Source organism: Ruegeria sp. YTSA064, from assembly GCF_059610325.1.
The window spans coordinates 39,563-57,924 of record NZ_JBXWNK010000018.1; the positions used below are offsets into that span (position 1 = coordinate 39,563).

Here is an 18,362-nt window from a genome sequence, read left to right on the forward strand (position 1 = left end):
TCAACGTGCGAGGCTTTCGGCCCAAGGCATAGGCGCGACGGGATCGAAGCGGGTCTGCATCGTGACCGCTCCGCCGTGTTCTCCGGCATTTTGCAAGGTCAACGTGACTTCGTTCATATGCAGAGACAGGTCGGGGGACAGACGGCAGGGCCGCTCTTCGCGGATTGCGTCCCGCATCTCGACCACGCCGAGGGCAAAGTTCATCGCCGCGGCACCCTTGCGCCCAAGTTTTTCGTGGGTCGGCCCCTTGATTTTAAGACGCCTGGCCAGCGGCGCATTGACCAGTCTGCGGCGCAACGAGAAACGTCGGCGCAAGCGGACCGGTGCGGCGTTGTTCCAGCACTCATCTATCTCGATCACGCCCGTATCACCGATGATCCGAAGTTCGTGGTTATGTCTGGCCAATATGGAACAGGTGAGCCGTGCCACCACGCCGCTTTCGAAAAAGAGTGTCCCGACCGAAATATCCGGTGCGGCCCCGGCGGTCACATCGGTCACATCTGCCAGCGCCGCCGAAGCTGCGACAACCGTCCGGACCGGGCCGAACATGGGCAATAACCACGCCAGGTAATAGCCTGCATGTTCCAGGGTACACCCCACTTCGAACTCGTCTTTGGCCGGCCACGGCGCGCCGCTTTCCGAGAACCATTTTTGATAGGGGGCCTGCGAGATAAAATCGTCATCCATCTCGGCATAGATCAGGCGGGTTTTGCCGATTACGCCAGCGCGTAATCCGGCCCAGATCGTTTGCGGGGCTTCGCCAAGAAAGCTGCAGGGCGCCGAGGCAAGGCGCAGCCCGCGCTCAGCGGCAAGATCAGCCAGCACCTGGGCCTGGTCCATCTCCATCGCCAGCGGCTTTTCGGAATAGACGTGAAGCTCGGCTTCCAGGCCCTTGCGCGAAACATCGTAATGCGCGGACGGATTGGTCAGGTTGAGCAGAATATCATCTGGTTTCGCCAGATTCAGCAATGCCTCAAAACTGTCCACCGCAGGCAGTGACCAGTAGGTACAGAATTGAGACAGCCGCTCGGGATTGCGATCATAGCACCCGGCAATCTCGATTTCAGGATAGAGCTTGAGGGAGCGCAGATACAAATCCGCGACATATCCGGTACCAATAATCAACAACCTGGGCATAAAGAGAATGGTCTCTTATTCGACGGGCGGGAACTCATAAACAACGAATACTGTAATATGGGCAGAATTGCGGATGTGCCACTGTAAATTGGCCGATGCCCTGCAAATCGTTCAAACATCACGCGAGATCACCCTGTTCCCAACCGGAGACTCGGGTATTTCATGCCTCAGAGTTTCAAGTTTCATTGTCGCAAAATAAGGGACTTTTCTTCTGAAATAGCCCTATTGATCCTGATCATGTGTTTGTCAGGCATGGTTGGATATGTCACATTGTGAAATGGGGGGAATCCCCCCATTTTTCTGATAGAAGACCTTGATCCCCACTTTGCTCTGCCGCTGCAGAAGCTGGCCGGTAATTCGAGTTGTATTATTGTTTAGATAGGAAAAGAAGATGGCGATCTATCAAATTGATCCCGAACGTCTGAGTATCAGTGTTGAAAACGCCCGCGCGGCGGCGGCCCCATTTGCCGAAGAATATCAGAGCGGCGAACCCTATAACCATATTTGCATCGATAATTTTCTTCCTGAAGAAGTTCTGCGCAAAGTTCAGAAGGACGTGGCCACGCTTGAAGAAGGCGAAGACAGCGACACATTTGAGCGGGCGCAGGAGAACCTGAAAACGCAGTACAATCCCGAGAGATTGCCGGTCTATTCGCGTGAGTTGTTCCACGCCTTCAACTCCCGCCCGTTTATCCTGTTTCTTGAGGAAATGACCGGTATCAAAGGGTTGATCCCCGATCCTTATTATATCGGCGCAGGCATCCACCGGGTTAAAAACGGGGGGCATCTGGATATTCATGCGGATTTCAATCTGCACAAACAGATGGTCGTTGAACGGCGCCTGAACGTGTTGATCTATCTGAATGACGACTGGCGCGAGGAATGGGGCGGTTCATTCGAGATCTGGAGCAACGATATGACTACCAAGGTCAAAAGTTTTGTGCCGACCTTCAACCGCATGTGCTGCTTCTCGACAGGCACAAGCACGTTCCATGGCAACCCCGAAAAAGTGAACCATCCCGATGGTGAGCCACGCCAGTCCATCGCGCTGTACTACTATACAGCGACTTGGGACCCCAGCCGCAAGGCACATTCGACGATCTTCAAGCCACGCCCCGGTACAGAAGATCAGTTCGACCGCCAATCGCACCGGCAGGAAGTTCTGGAAAACTGGTTGCCACCGGTTGTTTATCGCAGGATTTATCCCCGTCTGGCGCGTCTGGGCTTCTGAGCAACGCCAATCGCGCTCGATGCCAACGGCTCGGGCGCGTGACAGGCTGAAAAGATCGGATCCATGCAAGGCAATATCCAGCAAACGTCAACTGTTGAGCCAGAGCAGCCGTTGGTGGTCTCAGCGACAGTTCCGGACTGGTCGCGCGAAGAAGTGCGGCAATTTTGGGACCCGGGTTACAAGCTGTTGCGCGCGATCAGGCGATATCAGGCGGCCAAGGCGCGGGGTGGCCCAATTGGATGGGCGTTCAGCAAGTACTGGGCTCTGGTGCACCGGTTCTGGTCGGTGATCACACAATCCGAGATTCATCTGAATACCCATATCGAAGGCGGTCTTCGGTTGCCGCATCCAACTGGAATCATCATCCACCCCACCGCCCGTATCGGACCGAATTGCATGATCTTCCAACAGGTTACGCTGGTATCAACGGTTGTTCTCGGGGGACATGTGGATCTCGGAGCAGGTGCCAAGATCATGGGCCCGCTCACGATCGGTAATGACGTGACCGTTGGCGCTAATAGTGTTGTCACCCGCGATGTCGAAAGCGGTGCGACCGTCGCTGGCGTCCCCGCGAGAAAACTGAACACTTAGGTGTTGGTCTGCCTCGAACGTCGTTTGTTATGCGGGTTCTTTAGCTGAGCGGAAGTGGTTGCTTTCGCCTGACCACGCGGCTTGCGCACATGAGCCACACGAGGTGGATCCGGCTGGGGGACCGTTACGTCGGCCTCATCAGATCGGTCCCGCACCGCAGCCGTGGACTTGGCTAGCAGCATGCCAGCCATAATCCAAGTCATGCTGTTGATGGATGCGTTGGGGATCAAATCAACAAGGTTGATACTCAGCATGAGCGCAATGCCGTTCGTAACATACTCGTCGGGTGAGCCGATGCACTTTTTGCGTCTTGCCCAAAGCCGGAGAAGTGGGAAGATCAGCATCCCAAAAATGCAGATATACCCGAACCAGCCCAGCACACCGATGATTAGGACCCAATATCCATCTGGAACAGTCAGAACGCGACCGGTTTCTGGATCCATGTTTCGATTTCGATTCCAGAATGCCCAGCCGGTGAGAGGTTTTTCGGCGGCGCGCTCCAACAGCATGCTTTCGTTCTCAAAGCGAAATTCCAGAGATTGGGCCCGTTCAGCCTGAATCTGTGCCGCATAGCCGAGAATACGCTCAACGGGTATTGCATCTTCTGCGCGCAAGATCGGGTAAGCTATCAGGAATACAGCACAAATCAGCATTACCCAGCGTTGTATACGGGAACTGGCAAATAGCACGATGGGCGCGAACAGAACGGCAAATAAAATCGCACCCACCGTTTTGCAGAGAATGAGGATGGCGAACAGATATACGAGAATGCCAAATTTGTGCCACCGATCATTGCCCAGCGAACCTCGCAAAAGCGCGGCTGTCGCCAGAAACGACATCAGGACGAAAAACGCTACCAACAACCCGTGGCCAAGAAACACGGTGGGCCTAAAACCACCAAATCGAACTTGCTGCCAAAAGAGTTGGGGAAAAAACCCATAAACCCAGTTGTTGAGTTGCGGGCTGAGCCGAACTTCGAGCAAGATCGGAATCGAGTATATCAACCCGATAACCATGTAGAGTGTTAGGAATTCTCTCTTATTGTCGGGTGTTGAGAGAATATTGAAGCCCAGAACAAATGGGATAATGATAATCACGTGCTTCAGGAACTCTGAAATCGCATCTCGGGCAGTCATCCCCGGCAGAACGACAGGTCCGGCAAAAACCGGTTCCAGATTGCCCAAAGCGCTGACAATCGGGCTGAGCAGGAACCCCAGCATCAAGATCGAAACCAGACGGGATTGCGGAAAAAACCTGATTTTCTGATCCAACATTGTCAGGCACAACACTAATGCAGCCAAACTGGGGATTGTGTGCTTGTCTAGCGTCGGTATCAGCGGCAGATCAAAATATGTGTTTGGGGGCAAGATAACATAGCCGCCCAATATCGAGATCAGCAGAGCGCGTGGCGCCGGAAGTTTCTTGAACAATACTACCATGATGATCGGCCAGACCATCAACATCAGATAGGCGAGTGAATTGGGCATATATATCAGGTCTTGGCGTTAAAGGGGTTGAGTGTCAGGTATCACGTTGGCGATGATTCTGTCCTGAGCGTTTCAATTCGGCAAGATGGTTGTTTGTCCCGGCATCAGCCCAGCGTGTCTGTGGGTGGGCGAGATCAAGGATCAGGACTGGCCAACCCGGTAAACCGCAAATTAGTCACCACATCCCAGACGATCTCCTGCATCAGACGTGCGGCTTCGGGGCATGGGTCTTTGGCGGGCGTGCCATCGGCTTTGGTCAATACATGTGGCAATCCTAGGGGTGAGGTTTGATACAACACCGCGTAATGGGTCAACGCGACCAGATAGGTGCCATAATCACTCAGGTGGATCGTGTCAGTGAACAGGTGGTTTCGGTCGGCAATAGGTCCGACGCCGCCACGGTGCTCAACTTCACGCACGAAACGCGCCATGACTTGCCCGGCAGGGATGACATAGACCGGGGCCGGTGTTCCCTCATAACCCAAAGCAACCCGAAGAATGCCATTGAACCAATAGCGCTCAAGATCTTTGTCGATCCGCTCCAGCCAGCCTTCCTTGTCGTCCAGATTGTGCCATGTCTCATAAAAAAAGATGCGTATGTCCGGATTGGACTGGCGGCCAAGTTGGATCCAATTGCGAAGGTATTTTGCGCTGTTATAATACTTGATGGCGGCCCGGATTTCGACCATCTCAGTCATGACCAGCGTATTGTATTCGCCGGACGAGAGGGCCTGTTTAGCATCCTCATATTCAGCTGGGGCATTTCTCAGCTCGAACCCGTTGATGGTTTCTTCTGGATCCCAGTGGGCCCGCAGCGGTGTGCCCCAGCCCAATTGGCTGGTGTAATCGTGCCTTTTACCCGCCAGTTGTTTTAGCATTTCAGGGATATCCGGGCCGACCAGACTGTGCCCCAGATGGAAAACCTTCTGCGGAATGGCGGGCTTAGGGCCGGGATTGTCATATAACGAATCAAACGTGGCGATATCGATTGGTCTTGCGCCGTTTAGGCGCAAAACACCGGCTATGGCGGCTGTGGCCACCCGGATACGACCTGGAATATATCGCTTGATCAAGACACGCTCTCTAGGCTGAGCAAAAACATGGCTGACATGTCGTCGAGTGCGGCGAAGCTGAAGAATTTATCATCGAGAGTCTGGCTCATCAGTCTGAGCTCCAGCCTGGTTGTGCGATCACCAATGGTCAGCGCAATGGGGCTGTTGGGCTGCAAAGGGCGCAGGAATTCGACGTCCTGGAATTCGATCATTTGTCCAATCAGCGGGTGGATCGCTTTGTAGATGCTCTCTTTCACGCAGAAAATCTGTTTTGCCAGATGTCCACGTCGCTCAGTGTTCTGGGTATCCAGCCATTCTCTTTCAGACGGTGTACAGATCACCGCCTCAAGGTCGGGGTCCAACAGCCCGTCAGGCTCGATATCAATACCGATACCGTGTTCAGAGCCCTTATGTGCAACGATTGCGATACAGATATCGTTGCAATGGGTGATCGAGCCGATTACGCCGTCGGGCCAAACTGGGCTGCGATCGTCAGCCATCGGGATTGCGACGGGGCTGAGGTTTAGTTCTCTCATCGCCTGTCGAGCAGCGCTACGTCCGGCGGCGAACTCCAATCGACGCGTTTCGACCGCGCGTTTCATTGCGGGAATTTCCCCGGGCAATAATGCAGCGCCCGAAGCTTTGGGATCGGTCACCCCGATACCTATCTCCGGGCCGAGCATCTTGCGAAGCTCGGCCTTTATCGCTGTAAACCTGTTCACGCCGACCGTCTGCGCGCCCGCATCTCGCGCCTGCGCGCCATAGCATCGCTACGGCTGCTGGCTTTTTCTGGCGACGACTGCGTCGGGCTTGCTTCGGCAGGTTTGGAGCCTGATTTCTTTTCGACCGTTTCGGCAAGGGCCGCCAAAGTTGGGCACCGGAAAATATCCGTTATGCTGAGCCCCGGCACGTTCAACTCTGTGCGGATTTCGCGATGTGCCTGTACCGCCAGCAGGGAGTGCCCGCCCAGATCGAAGAAATTGTCCCGCCCGCTGATGTCTGAAACACCCAGAATCCGTGACCAGATCGCCGCAATTTTCTGTGTGGCAGAACCGCCCGAGGCCGGCTCAGATACGGTGGATTCGGTACGCGGTTTCTGTGCTGCAGGTGCAGGCAGGGCCTTGCGATCTACTTTCCGGTTCGGTGTCAGCGGAAAGCTGTCCAGCGTCACAAAATGCGTTGGCACCATGTAGTCCGGCAGTTGCATCGCCAGCGCCTGACGCAATGCCTTTTCATCCACAGCGTGATCGACGGTCATATAAGCCGCGAGTTGCACCAGATTGGGCGTATCCTCGCGCGCGATGACAACCGACTGCCGTACACCGGCTTGCGCGTCCAGCAGGCTTTCGATCTCGCCCAACTCGATCCGATAGCCGCGCAGTTTGATCTGGTGATCCGCGCGGCCCAGGAAATCGAGCCGTCCGTCCGTCCGCCAGCGCACCAGATCGCCGGTGCGATAGAGCCGCGCCCCGGGGGTGTCTGAGAATGGATCGGGCACGAAGCGGTCGGCCGTCAGGTCTTCGCGCTGCCAATAGCCGCGTGTCACGCCTGCGCCTCCGATATAAAGCTCTCCGGCCACGCCGATGGGGGCGGGACGGTTGCTTTCGTCCAGTACATAGACCTGTGTGTTTGCAATCGGGGTTCCGACATTGACCACGCCATCCGCAGCTGTTGCGGTCTCGGTTGTCGACCAGATCGTTGTCTCTGTGGGCCCGTACATGTTTTCGATATGTGCAGGGGAAAGTTTGTTGATCTGCTTGACCAGCGAGCCGGGCAGGGCCTCACCGCCGATCATCATGTGCTTGATCTTGGACAGGGCAAAGCGCGCCTCATCGCTCATCAGGATCATCTGCGCCATGCTGGGGGTGCATTGCAGATGGCTGACCTTATGGCGGATGATCTGGGCGGCGATGGAATAGTCATCCTCAGCCAGGTCTGTATCCTGATTGGACAGGCGCAGCACCTCGGCCAGAGGCTTCAGCCCCTCCATCACCTCATCGACCGAAATGCCATAGTCGATCAGGCAGGCAATCTCATCCACGCCGATGCGTTTCAGCTCTTCAACCCGGTTCAGACAGTCCTCAACGGTGCCGAACAGGCCGGAATCCTCGAAATATCGCAGGAAAGCGAAATCGAGTATGCCTTCGAGTTCCTCGTCAGACAGGCTGCCCAGATCCAGTTGGAATGGGTTTGAAACACCTTTCGGTTTCTTGAAGGCCGGGAAGGCCCAGGCATATTGCTTGATCAGCCCGGCAGCCGAGCGCAGGTAATCCTTCATCGGCTCTCGCGCGACCTCGCGCACCTCTTCGCGGTCCTGACCCACATAGGTATGCAGCATCAGGGTGACCGTGTGGTCGTCGGGATCATGGCCCGCTTCACTTAGGGCGGTGTGGTAGATGCCAATCTTGTCGGCGACCTCCTGCACGCTCTGGCCCAGAAGGTGAGTCAGGACGTTGGCCCCGATGGCCCCGGCCTCGCGCCATGTATCCGGGTTTCCGGCGGTGGTGACCCATACAGGTAATTTCTTTGACACCGGGCGAGGCTGCGTGACGACGCCATGCATATCCCCGGACTTGGTGGGGAATTCCACTGTTTCACCAGCCCAAAGTTGGCGCAAAGTGCTGATCGCCTTAAGCATCGCAGGTTTGTTCTCGGGAGGCGTGTTTTCGGGTCGCAGAATGAAGTCATCTGGCTGCCAGCCCGAGGCGATGGCAAGCCCCGCGCGTCCGTTGGTCAGGTTATCGATGACCGCCCATTCTTCGGCAATACGTGCCGGGTGGTGTAGCGGTGCGACGCAGCTTCCAGCACGTACGCCGATATTTTCGGTCACGGCAGCAACAGCTGCGCCTGTGACCGACGGGTTGGGGTAGGGGCCGCCAAATGCGTGGAAATGACGTTCGGGCGTCCAGACAGCACAGAACCCGTTCTGATCCCCGAATTTTGCGCCCTCTAGCAGCAATTTGTACTTGTCGCGCCCAACACCATCGTCATTGCCCCAGTAGAAAAGGCTGAACTCCATCCCTTTGCCGGTGATAGATTTCCCAGGGGCCGAGTCGCCCGCGACCAGGGCGCGGTTTTCATCATCGCTGAGTACGATCTTGAAGCCGCGTGCGAGGGTCCAGAACAACTCGAGCACCGAAATATCGAATGATAGGCTGGTCACCGCCAGCCAAACCCCGGCCGGATCATGGCTGATGCGATCGTCCATACCGGTGAAGAAGTTCGACACGTTGCGATGTTCGACCATGACACCCTTGGGCCGACCAGTCGAACCCGAAGTGTAGATCAGGTAGGCGAGGTTGTCCGAGGTCACACCGCTGCTGATATTGTCTGTCGCGGTCGTTCCCAGCCGCGGGTCCGTATCCAGCAGCAATGGCTGTGCGTTATGTTCCGGCAACGCGGGTGCCAAGGCGGATTCGGTCAACAATACCTTCGCGCCGCTGTCTTCAAGATAAAGAGCGGTTCGATCGGCGGGATAGGCCGGATCCATCGGTACATAGGCGCCGCCTGCCTTCAGAATACCCAACGCCCCGATCAACAAGAGTGGAGAGCGTTTGACATGCAGGCCCACGAGCGTGTCCGGACCAACCCCCATCTCACGCAGAATATGCGCGACCTGGTTGGCCCGTGCATTCAGTTCGGCATAACTGAAGCTGAGATTTTTAAATACCAGTGCCGGTGCATTGGGAGTACATTCAACCTGGGCTTCGAAATGCTGGTGAACGCAGGTGACTTCATCATAGGCGATAGAAGTATTGTTCCAATCCTGCAGGATCTGTGCACGTTCCGTATCGGGCAGAATGGGAAGCTCGGCAATTGGCAGGCTCGCCTTGGCCGGATCTGTCAGCGACACCAGCAGATTCTCGATACGTGCCGCGAACAAGCGCAGCGCGGCTTCGGAGACATGTCCACTGTCGGCAAACAGCACTGTCTGTCCATCAAACGTGGCCAGCGTCAGACTTGTGCCTGGAACAAGACCTTCCGAAACATCATCGGATAGCCCGATCACCGGTGTTTGCAGTGCCGCCGCACCGGGCAGGCGCGCCGGCAGATCATGGGCGAACGGACCAAGTGCCTGAGCTTGCGTAATTGTCTGATCAAACTCCTCCTGCGCCGCTGAGAATGTCTTGTCCGCAGCAAAGCGCACCGGAACCCAGTCGTTGAGATAGGGGGATGCGCTGTTCAGCCGGAGCGCCAGATCGAGGGTGAATGCATCCCCAAGGCGTGCCATCAGGGCCGCTAATGCAGCCTTGACTGTCACATCTGCAAGCCCATCCGGCGCATGCAGCGCTTGCGATCGGGGGGCACCGGACGGCATCGCCGGATTGATCAGCGGAATGTCGACCTCTTGCAGCGATTCCAGGCGGGCCCGCCATTGTGGTTCGGAGGCAAGCGTTTCAGCAATTGATTGATTGATCGCGGTCGCCTTTTCCGCGGTCAATGCAGGCAGTGCGCTGCCGCCATTCAAAATACCATCGGTAGGCATAGGTGCGCCCATGCCATTTCGCAGATCGCTGATCTCAATTGCGCCTTCACGGGTGGCGATGGTCACACTTTCTGCGCTGCTGGCCAGAATGGTGCCGGGCACAGCATCGGTTGGCTGTTCACTCACCTTGGCCGCGCCGACTAGCCAGAGCTGACCATCGCGCTCGACCTTCGGGCGACACAAAGGGTTCCAATAGTCTCCGTGATCCAATGCGCGCACCAAAGCGGCCAATTCATGCGCCGGTTTTGCGAAATCCAGCCGGGCCGCCGCCTCAGGGCGGTCGTTCTTTGCAAAATAGCTGCGCTGCGACAGATCCTGTGGGGCAGGGGGTTGATCCGCTTCCAGTGCCCGGATGACCTCGGCAAAGCTTTCGATGGCGGCACCGTAGCATTTGGTGTTCAATGTCAGGGCAGTTTCGCTGTTGTTGATATCAAACAGGTTTTGGGCAACGATCCCGCCCTCATCCACGCCGCCCGAGATAATGTGCCAGGTGATCCCGTGTTGTGTCTCCCCATTCAGAATGGCCCATACCGGCGCGTTAAGCCCTGCATAGCGCGGTAGCGGGCCATCGTGGAAATTGACAGCACCTTTCGCAGCTTTGTTCAGCAACGCTTCTGGTAGCAGATCGAGATTTGCGATGCTCAGCAGCCAATCAAACGAGACCCCTTCAACCCGGTCTGACAATCCTTCGCCAGGTGCATGAAGAGGCAAGGAGTGAGTCTTGGCCCAGGCTTCCACATCGGAATTCCGCGTAGCGACGCCCTGAATGCTGTGCCCCGCCTCCAGCAGCATTTCCCCGCACTGAATGACAAGGGATTCATGGCCGACAAGAAAAGTGCTGAAAGGCATCTTCATTCTCCAATAACGGGCCTGGCCTGAGCATCCGGATTGCGCTTGCGCCACGGCGCGCGCATGCATGCGGACAGGTCATGCCAGGCAAGAGTACGCAAAAAATGGGGCGGCACACCGGTGCGCCTGCGTGTTATTAAGCAGCGCAGCCAGTGCAGAAAGCCACCAGTCAAATGTACGCAGGTAGCGCAGGCGGCGTAAAAAGCGCCATGGTTTTTGACGAAATAGTACAGGCGTGAGTCAAACCAATAGGTCGGCACCCGGTTCCAGTTCTTCATGCCGGTTGAAACAGATCCGATATGCATCACCTCGCTGACGCGTACATAATCGGTGCGATACCCCGCGCGCGCCGCTCGCAGGCAGAGATCGGTTTCTTCGAAATACAGAAAAAACGTCTCATCAAATAGACCGATCTCATCCAGAACGCGTTGCCGTATCATCAGGCTGGCACCGGCCAACCAGTCGACTGTTCGCGTTTCGGACGGGATCGGAATGGGTACGATCCGGTTTTTGAACAACCGGGTGACGGGGCCAAAGTTGATGCTGCTTTCAAACTCGCTTGCGACCGAAGGAAAGCGGAAGCTGGTCAGGTGGGGCTCTTCGTCGTCGCCGAATATGTAGCTGCCCGCAAACCCGGTTTCGGGTGTGGTTTCAAGATGCTCCAGCAAAATGCGAATTGCATCTGGAGCGGGGAAGGCATCGGAATTCAGGATGTAGACGTAATCGGGCCGCGTTCCGTCCGAAAGCCCCGCGCGCATACCTACATTGTTGCCAGCGCCAAAGCCGCCGTTATGCCCTGACTGAATGACCCGAACGCGATTGTCCTGATCCCAGCCTTGATCATGAACATGGGTCGAGATCGCCGCGAAAGATCCATCTTGCGAGTCGTTGTCTACAACGATGATCTCTCCGGGGATCCCCTCCATGGCTATTTTTGCCGCCTCGACCGACCGCAACGTCATGTCCGCTGTTTTATAGTTCAGAATTACGGTCAGAAGTACAGGATCAGGCATGGCTATTCCGCTGCCTCTTGCAGAGTGGGTCGCGGGCGCAAAATTTGGCGTTCTGCATTTTCAAGGCAGGATTTCATCTGCGCTGCCAGCACCCGCACATTCGGCTCCAGCACCATCGAGTCGTGATCACCGGGCACTTCGAACACTTCGATATTCGGGGCCCAAGGTGTCCAGTCATTGTCATGGGTCAGATAGTAGCGTTCGTGGTGAACCAGCTTCCCGGGCGCAACCTCCCATTTTCCGACCAGCGGTGGCCTGAACAGGGTTAGTGGTCCGTCCCAGGCATTCAGGGGATAGCTTTTCACGCTTTCCATGAACGCAGCTTCGATCTCGGTATCGTGGAACTGTTGGCCAGTTTCGGCGATCTCATCCTTGGGCTGACGCTTTTGTATTTCCCAGGCGATCCGGTTTTTTGCCCATTGAATCGGATAGCTTGCGCCTTTGTTCTTCAGCTCCTGCAACTGGATTACCAGACGATCCCGTCGCGTCAGCGGGTGGCGAACGGGCAAGGGCGTGTCCAGCATCACCAGCGCTGCGATCTCTTCACCGGCTTCGGTCAACTGACGCGCGATCTCGTAGGCGGTGATGCCACCCCCCGAGAAGCCGCCCAGCATATAGGGACCGGTCGGCTGTACCTGCCGCATTTCGGCGATGTAGTCTCTGGCCGCTTCGCGCAGATCACGGTGTGGTTCTTCATCCCCGTAAAGACCGCGTGCCTGCAGCCCATAAAACGGACGGTCGGTGCCCACCAGATGCGCCAGATGGCGCAGGTTCAGGACGTTTCCGAACATGCCAGCCACCAGGAAGAACGGTGTCTTCGGTCCGCCCTCGCCGGAATGCATCGGAACCAGATGGGTAAAGCGACGTTCCGGTGTGGCCGGGGCCGCAGTTGCCGGCGCATCGTCTTCGCCCGCGTCTATTGGCACGCCGCGGGCGGCGATCAGGTCGGCGCATGTGCGGATGGTCGGGGCCTCGAACAGGACCGAGATCGGGAAGTCCACATTGTAGGCCTTGCGGATCTGCGCGAACAGGCGCACCGCAATCAGGGAGTGCCCGCCAAGATCGAAGAAACTGTCCTCGACACCGATCTCGTCCACACCCAGAAGCTCTTGCCAGAACCCGGCCAGACGGCGTTCGATATCATTTTCCGGCGCAACGTAATCCGAGTCCAACTCGGGCCGTTGGAATTTCTGATCCGAGCTTTCGGTGGAGGCTCCGCTGTCGGCAGCCTGTGCAATCAGCCCGTCAAGATCCAGCGAGGACAGGATGATCTGAGACTGCCCGCTGGTCAGCGCCTTGAAGAACAGGCCCGGCCCTTCTGATGCCGGAATGCCCTGAGACAGGTTATGGCGCAGCCGTTCTTCGGCCGGGGATAGGGGCGCTGGGGTGTCGACCTCCGAGGTGACGACAGGCGCGCTTTCGGTGAAGGCGAAATCCACGGAATCCTCCATCCGGCGGATCGAGAAGCCCTCGACCTCGATGCAGATCGTGCCGTCTGGCGCAGCGATGGTGACATCGAAGCTGGCGGTTTCGCCTTCGGCCCGGTTGTCGCCCGCGTTGCGGACCCAACTGACGATCTGCGCGGGCAGCGGCGCAAAGACACGCACCGAGCGATACGAGACCGGCACCCATAGGTGCGAGGCCTGGTATCCTGCGATCAGCTCCATCGCCCAGCCCGTGGCCAGATCCATCAGGGCAGGGTGCAGGTGATAGCCCGCCTCGATATCCGTCTGCAAGCCTTCGGGCAGGGCCAGATGAGCCAGACCTTCATCCTGCCCCAGCGCGGTTGAGGTCAGGACCCGCCAGCGCGGACCAAAGTTCAGATGCGCCTCCTGCAGGGACCGCAGGCGCCCCGCACCCTCGGCCTGATGGGCCGTGCCACAACGGGCCGCGATGGCCGCAACATCCAGCGGTGCGGGTGCGATCAGCGGCAGCAGCGACAGGCTGGCCTGTGCATTCAGCTCGAACGCGTCATCCGATCCGCTCTCGACCGTCAGATCATAGCCAACATCGCTGCGTGGCAGGCGCAGACGGACCTGCTGATCTTTACTGTCCGCAACCGCAAGTGGGCGCAGGAAATACAGGTCACGGATTTCAAACGGGCCGGTTTCGCCCTGTACCCGCAGCGCTTCGGAGGCCAGCTCCAGATAGCCGGTGCCGGGTACCAAAGCGTGCCCGGCCTTGGTTCTGTGGTCATTCAGGAACCAGCGATCATGGGCGTTATAGGTCGCGCTCAGCATGCGGTTGCCAGCGTCATCAAAGCTTGCCTGATCCAGCATCGGAACGCCCGCCGAGGTGACAGGAGCCGGTTCACTGGACCCGGTCCGTGCCTCCATCGCGTCGGCGGCCATGCCGACATCGGCCCAAATACCCCAGTTGACTGACACAACCTGCGTTTTGCCGCCCGAGCGCGCGCGGGCAAAGGCGTTCAGATAGTCATTGGCGGCGACGTAATCGACCTGACCCACAGGCGCTGTCGCCGTTGAGCTGGACGAGAACAGAACCAGCCAATCCAGCGATCCGCCCGGGAAGATCTGGTCTATGACCTGCGTGCCATGGATCTTGGGTGTGAACACATCCTCAATCTCCATCATGGTCTTGGTCATGATCGGCGCGTCATCGATCAGGCCGGCCGCATGAATCACCCCATTGATCTGGCCGAACTCCTGCGTCGCGCGATCCACGCAACGACGCATCTCTTCAACATTGCTGACATCCACGGATATCGGCAGAACTTTCCCGCCTACGGCTTCCAGCTTTTCGACGGCACGGATACGGCGGGCGGTCTTGTCCTGAGGCGCTGAATTGTTCAGCACGTTTTCCCATTGGTCCCGCGGCGGCAGTTCACCGCGGGCGAGCAGGACGATATTGGCATTCACCTTCGAAATTAGCGCCTCGGCCAGTGTCAGACCAATACCCCCAAAACCGCCGGTGATCAGATAGGTGCCGCCGTCACGCAGGGGTAGGTCTTCCAGAGACGGCTCTTCCAGTGCCTGCGGTCGATACCCCTGTTCAAACCGCTTGCCCGCACGGATTGCCGCCGTGAACGAGGCGGGTGGGGCCAGCAGGTCTTCCAGCACCTGATCCGTCAGGCCTTCGGGCAAGGCAGGGGTCCGGCGTTTGCCAGCGCTTTGTGGTAGATCGATATCCAGCAGCGCACAGGTCAGGCCGGGGAATTCGCGCGGGATCACCCGGGTCGGGCCGGTCACGGTGGCTTTTTCCGGATAGGGCAAGGCCTCATCCCGGACCTGCAACGCGCCCGAGCTGAGGACATGGAGATGCAGAGGCATCGGCAGATCTTCATCCCCGATTGCCTGCGCCAGGAAGAACAGGCTGTAAAAGCCCTGCTCCAGATTGCGGTGGAAGAAGCTGCCACCGGGGCGGAAGGTTTCGGCCTGTGTCAGCAACCAGCCATGCACGATCCGGGTTGGGCTGCGTTCCCGCGTAACCAGATCGCGGATCAGCGCATCATAGCTTTCGCGCCCGCGTTCGGGGGCCAACTGATAGTGATCTTCGCTGATACGTGCAAAGGCATCGCCGGGCGTGACCGTCACCACCTCATGACCGGCCTGTTTCAGGCGCTCGGTCAGCTTGTTGCAAAGCCCGGCCTCATCCGCGAAGATCAGCCAGCTTTCCTGAGGCGCGTCTGACAAATCGCCTGTGACATCGACGTCGCAGGTTGCGTATTTCGGCGTCCAGGCGACGCGATAGCCCCAATCGGCTGAATCTTCAGTGCGCATCAACCACTGGCTGGCCGTCTCCGCCTGCGTCTTGCCGGGTTCGATGAAATAGGGTGAGCGCTGGAATGCATAGGTCGGCAGGGGTACCCGGTTGCGGCGCGCCTCACCCCAGATCTGTTCCCAGTCGAACGTGCCGCCCAAAGCCCAGATACGCCCCAGCATGGCCATGAAATAGGCATCGTCAGCCACATCATCATTCGGGTGGCGCAGGCTGCTGATCACCTGATTGGCGTCCACCTTGTCATGTTGCCCGGTCAGCGAAGCCAGCGCTTTGCCCGGACCGACCTCGATGAAAATACGCTCGGGGTTTTCAGACAGCGTGGTGATGCAGTCGGCGAAATGAACCGTGTTGCGCAGATGGCCGACCCAGTATTCCGGGTCCGTGGCCTCGGCCTCAGTGATCCAGTCACCGCTGCGGTTCGAGGGGAAGGGAATCTGCGGTGCCTTCAATTCGATCGAGCGCAAATAGTCGCCGAAGTCCTGCAGGATCGGCTCGAGCATCCGGGAATGCGCGGCGATATCGATCGGGATGCGCTGGCAGTCGACACCCTGATTGCGCAGGCGCTCCTCCAGATCGTCCAGCGCGGCCTGAGGTCCGGTTGCAACGCTCAGGCTGGGGGCGTTGACGGCGCCCAGATCAAGGTCATCCCTCAATAGCGGCCGCAAATCGCCGGCGGGCAGAGGGACGCTGAGCATGCCGCCAGCGGGGACCGTATCGAACAGGCACCCGCGCAGATGCACCAGACCGATGCAATCCTCGAACGACATCACACCAGCCACGCAGGCGGCGGTGTTTTCACCCATCGAGTGGCCAACCAGCGCGGCGGGCTGCACACCCCACTCCATCCAGAGCTGCGCCAGCGCATATTCGGTGATCATGATCAGCGGCAGCTGCACCGAAGGGGTTTTCAGCCGCTCATCCGCGGCCTCTTCCTGTCCCGGTTCGGGCAGCCATATTGCGCCGATATCGTAATCGAGCTTGGCCTGCAGGATATCCAGACCGCGGTCCATCCAGTCGGCAAAGGTCGGCTCAGTTTCATAGAGGTCCCGTGCCATTCCAGCATACTGCGCCCCACCGCCGGGAAACATGAAGACTTGTTCGGGCGCGTCCGAAATCACCGTGTGCGTGAATACCCGGCGCGGATCATTTTCCTCCAGTATGGCCGCAGCCTCTTCATGGGTTTCAGCGACGATCACACGCCGCTTTTCAAACCCGCGCCGCCCGTTTTTCAAGGTCCAGGCGATGTCCGCCAAATTCTGATCTGGATTGGCGCGCAAATGCTCGGCCAATGCGGCACTGTTGGCATCCAACGCTTTCTTGCCTCGTGCCGAGAGAGTGAGGATCTGAAACGGCCAGTCCGAAGGTTGGGACGCGGCCCGCTCAGGCGCTTCTTCCAGAATAGCGTGTGCGTTGGTCCCGCCGACGCCCAAAGAGTTGACACCCGCTCGTCGTGGGCCGTTGTGCGGAACCCAATCGGTGAGGGTGTCGTTCACCTGGAACGGGCTGTTTTCGAAATCGATGGCAGGGTTGGGCTTTTCATACCCAAGGCTGGGCGGGATCTGCCTGTGGTGCAGTGCCAGCGAGGTTTTGATCAAGCTGGCGACCCCGGCGGCGGTATCCAAATGGCCAATATTGGTCTTGACTGAACCCAACCGGCAGAAACCGGTCTCGTCCGTGGTTTCCGAAAACGCCTGGGTCAGGGCCGCAACCTCGATCGGATCACCCAGATAAGTGCCGGTCCCGTGGCATTCGATGTAGTCCAACGTGTCGGCCTGAACGTCGGCCATCACATGGGCCTCGGATATCGCAGCAGCCTGACCATCGACAGACGGAGCCAAATACCCGGCTTTAGCTGCCCCGTCATTGTTGATCGCCGTGCCCCGGATCACGCCCCAGATATGGTCCCCATCCTCAATTGCGTCAGACAAACGGCGCAGGACAACAGCGCCTGCACCTGACCCAAAAACAGTACCTTGCGCACGATGATCGAAGGCATGGCAGTGGCCATCAGGCGACAGTACTTCGCCTTCTTTGTAGACATAGCCCCTGTTGTGGGGCAGCTCGATCGTGACCCCTCCGGCAATTGCCATGTCGCACTCACCAGTCAGTAAGGCCTGTGTTGCGTAATGGGTTGCAACCAACGAAGTCGAACACGCGGTCTGCACGTTCACACTTGGCCCTTTGAGGTCGAGGATATGGCTGAGCCGTGTGGACATGAAATCCTTGTCATTGCCCGTGTGGCGCAACAGAAACATGCCCACATCGTCGACCAGATCCCGGTTCGAACAGACGTTGAAATAGAAATAGCTGCCCATTCCGCATCCGGCGAATACACCGATGGGACCAGGAAAGCTCTCAGGCGGATGACCGGCGTTTTCCAGTGCCTCCCATGCCACCTCCAGAAACTGGCGGTGCTGCGGATCCATGATGGCGGCTTCCTTCGGCGACAGCCCGAAAAACTCGGCGTCGAATTCTTCGAACCGGTCCAAAGGCGCGGCGAAGGGAACATAGTCCGGCCGCTCAAGCAGGTGCGGTGTTTCACCGTTTGCAAGAAGCTGTTCTCTGCTGAGTTGGCGGATCGATTCCACCCCCTCACGCAGATTGGACCAATAGGCTTCAATCGAAGACGCGCCAGGCAGATGCGCGGCCATGCCAACGATTGCGATGTCGCCGTCCCTGGCAGAAATACTCACTGTAGAACCATCCATTAATAAACCGGTTTGAGTTTATGTCCCGCTGTAGGGATTGCCAAACGAAAGTGGTGCATGTGCTCTG

At 57.8% G+C, this 18,362-nt stretch carries 9 protein-coding genes; 2 read left to right on the forward strand and 7 right to left on the reverse strand.

Features of this window, described 5'->3' with window-relative positions; translation table 11 throughout:
- The gene (locus AC2FI7_RS21545) at positions 1-1,137 is read right to left on the reverse strand and encodes a Gfo/Idh/MocA family protein (protein WP_010442204.1); all 1,137 of its coding nucleotides are present in this window, start codon (positions 1,135-1,137) and stop codon (positions 1-3) included.
- 391 nt (positions 1,138-1,528) lie between these two features.
- Between AC2FI7_RS21545 and AC2FI7_RS21550 the strand changes: the two genes are divergently transcribed.
- Complete coding sequence (locus tag AC2FI7_RS21550) at positions 1,529-2,368, forward strand: 2OG-Fe(II) oxygenase (protein WP_010442203.1); 840 nt, start codon at positions 1,529-1,531, stop codon at positions 2,366-2,368.
- Positions 2,369-2,431: 63 nt separating this feature from the next.
- A complete protein-coding gene (locus tag AC2FI7_RS21555) occupies positions 2,432-2,959 on the forward strand; it encodes a serine O-acetyltransferase (RefSeq protein WP_010442202.1) in 528 nt (175 codons plus the stop codon).
- Here the strand turns inward: AC2FI7_RS21555 and AC2FI7_RS21560 are convergent.
- The 6 genes from AC2FI7_RS21560 to AC2FI7_RS21585 form a co-directional block, all read right to left on the reverse strand.
- Positions 2,956-4,446, reverse strand: a complete 1,491-nt coding sequence (locus AC2FI7_RS21560; protein ID WP_010442201.1) for an O-antigen ligase family protein — start codon at positions 4,444-4,446, stop codon at positions 2,956-2,958. The two genes, AC2FI7_RS21555 and AC2FI7_RS21560, sit on opposite strands and share 4 nt — an antisense overlap.
- A gap of 134 nt (positions 4,447-4,580) precedes the next feature.
- Positions 4,581-5,519: a hypothetical protein gene (locus tag AC2FI7_RS21565; RefSeq protein ID WP_496816939.1), complete on the reverse strand. Its 939-nt coding sequence runs from the start codon at positions 5,517-5,519 to the stop codon at positions 4,581-4,583.
- On the reverse strand, positions 5,516-6,220 hold the full coding sequence (locus AC2FI7_RS21570; protein WP_010442199.1) for a 4'-phosphopantetheinyl transferase family protein: 705 nt from the start codon (positions 6,218-6,220) through the stop codon (positions 5,516-5,518). Before AC2FI7_RS21570 ends, AC2FI7_RS21565 begins: the two co-directional genes overlap by 4 nt.
- On the reverse strand, positions 6,217-10,833 hold the full coding sequence (locus AC2FI7_RS21575) for a MupA/Atu3671 family FMN-dependent luciferase-like monooxygenase (RefSeq protein WP_496816940.1): 4,617 nt from the start codon (positions 10,831-10,833) through the stop codon (positions 6,217-6,219). The genes AC2FI7_RS21570 and AC2FI7_RS21575 overlap by 4 nt, the downstream gene beginning before the upstream one ends.
- Positions 10,834-10,835: 2 nt before the next feature.
- A complete protein-coding gene (locus AC2FI7_RS21580; RefSeq protein WP_496816941.1) occupies positions 10,836-11,846 on the reverse strand; it encodes a glycosyltransferase family 2 protein in 1,011 nt (336 codons plus the stop codon).
- A 2-nt stretch (positions 11,847-11,848) separates the two neighbouring features.
- Positions 11,849-18,295, reverse strand: a complete 6,447-nt coding sequence (locus tag AC2FI7_RS21585) for a type I polyketide synthase (protein WP_496816942.1) — start codon at positions 18,293-18,295, stop codon at positions 11,849-11,851.
- Positions 18,296-18,362 lie beyond the last annotated feature (67 nt).

What these genes read in the sequence shown, in the direction of transcription:
- AC2FI7_RS21585 (WP_496816942.1), bottom strand. Translation starts at nt 18,295, where the DNA reads ATGGATGGTTCTACAGTGAGTATTTCTGCCAGGGACGGCGACATCGCA.
- AC2FI7_RS21550 (WP_010442203.1), top strand. Translation starts at nt 1,529, where the DNA reads ATGGCGATCTATCAAATTGATCCCGAACGTCTGAGTATCAGTGTTGAA.
- AC2FI7_RS21560 (WP_010442201.1), bottom strand. Translation starts at nt 4,446, where the DNA reads ATGCCCAATTCACTCGCCTATCTGATGTTGATGGTCTGGCCGATCATC.
- AC2FI7_RS21545 (WP_010442204.1), bottom strand. Translation starts at nt 1,137, where the DNA reads ATGCCCAGGTTGTTGATTATTGGTACCGGATATGTCGCGGATTTGTAT.
- AC2FI7_RS21555 (WP_010442202.1), top strand. Translation starts at nt 2,432, where the DNA reads ATGCAAGGCAATATCCAGCAAACGTCAACTGTTGAGCCAGAGCAGCCG.
- AC2FI7_RS21580 (WP_496816941.1), bottom strand. Translation starts at nt 11,846, where the DNA reads ATGCCTGATCCTGTACTTCTGACCGTAATTCTGAACTATAAAACAGCG.
- AC2FI7_RS21575 (WP_496816940.1), bottom strand. Translation starts at nt 10,833, where the DNA reads ATGCCTTTCAGCACTTTTCTTGTCGGCCATGAATCCCTTGTCATTCAG.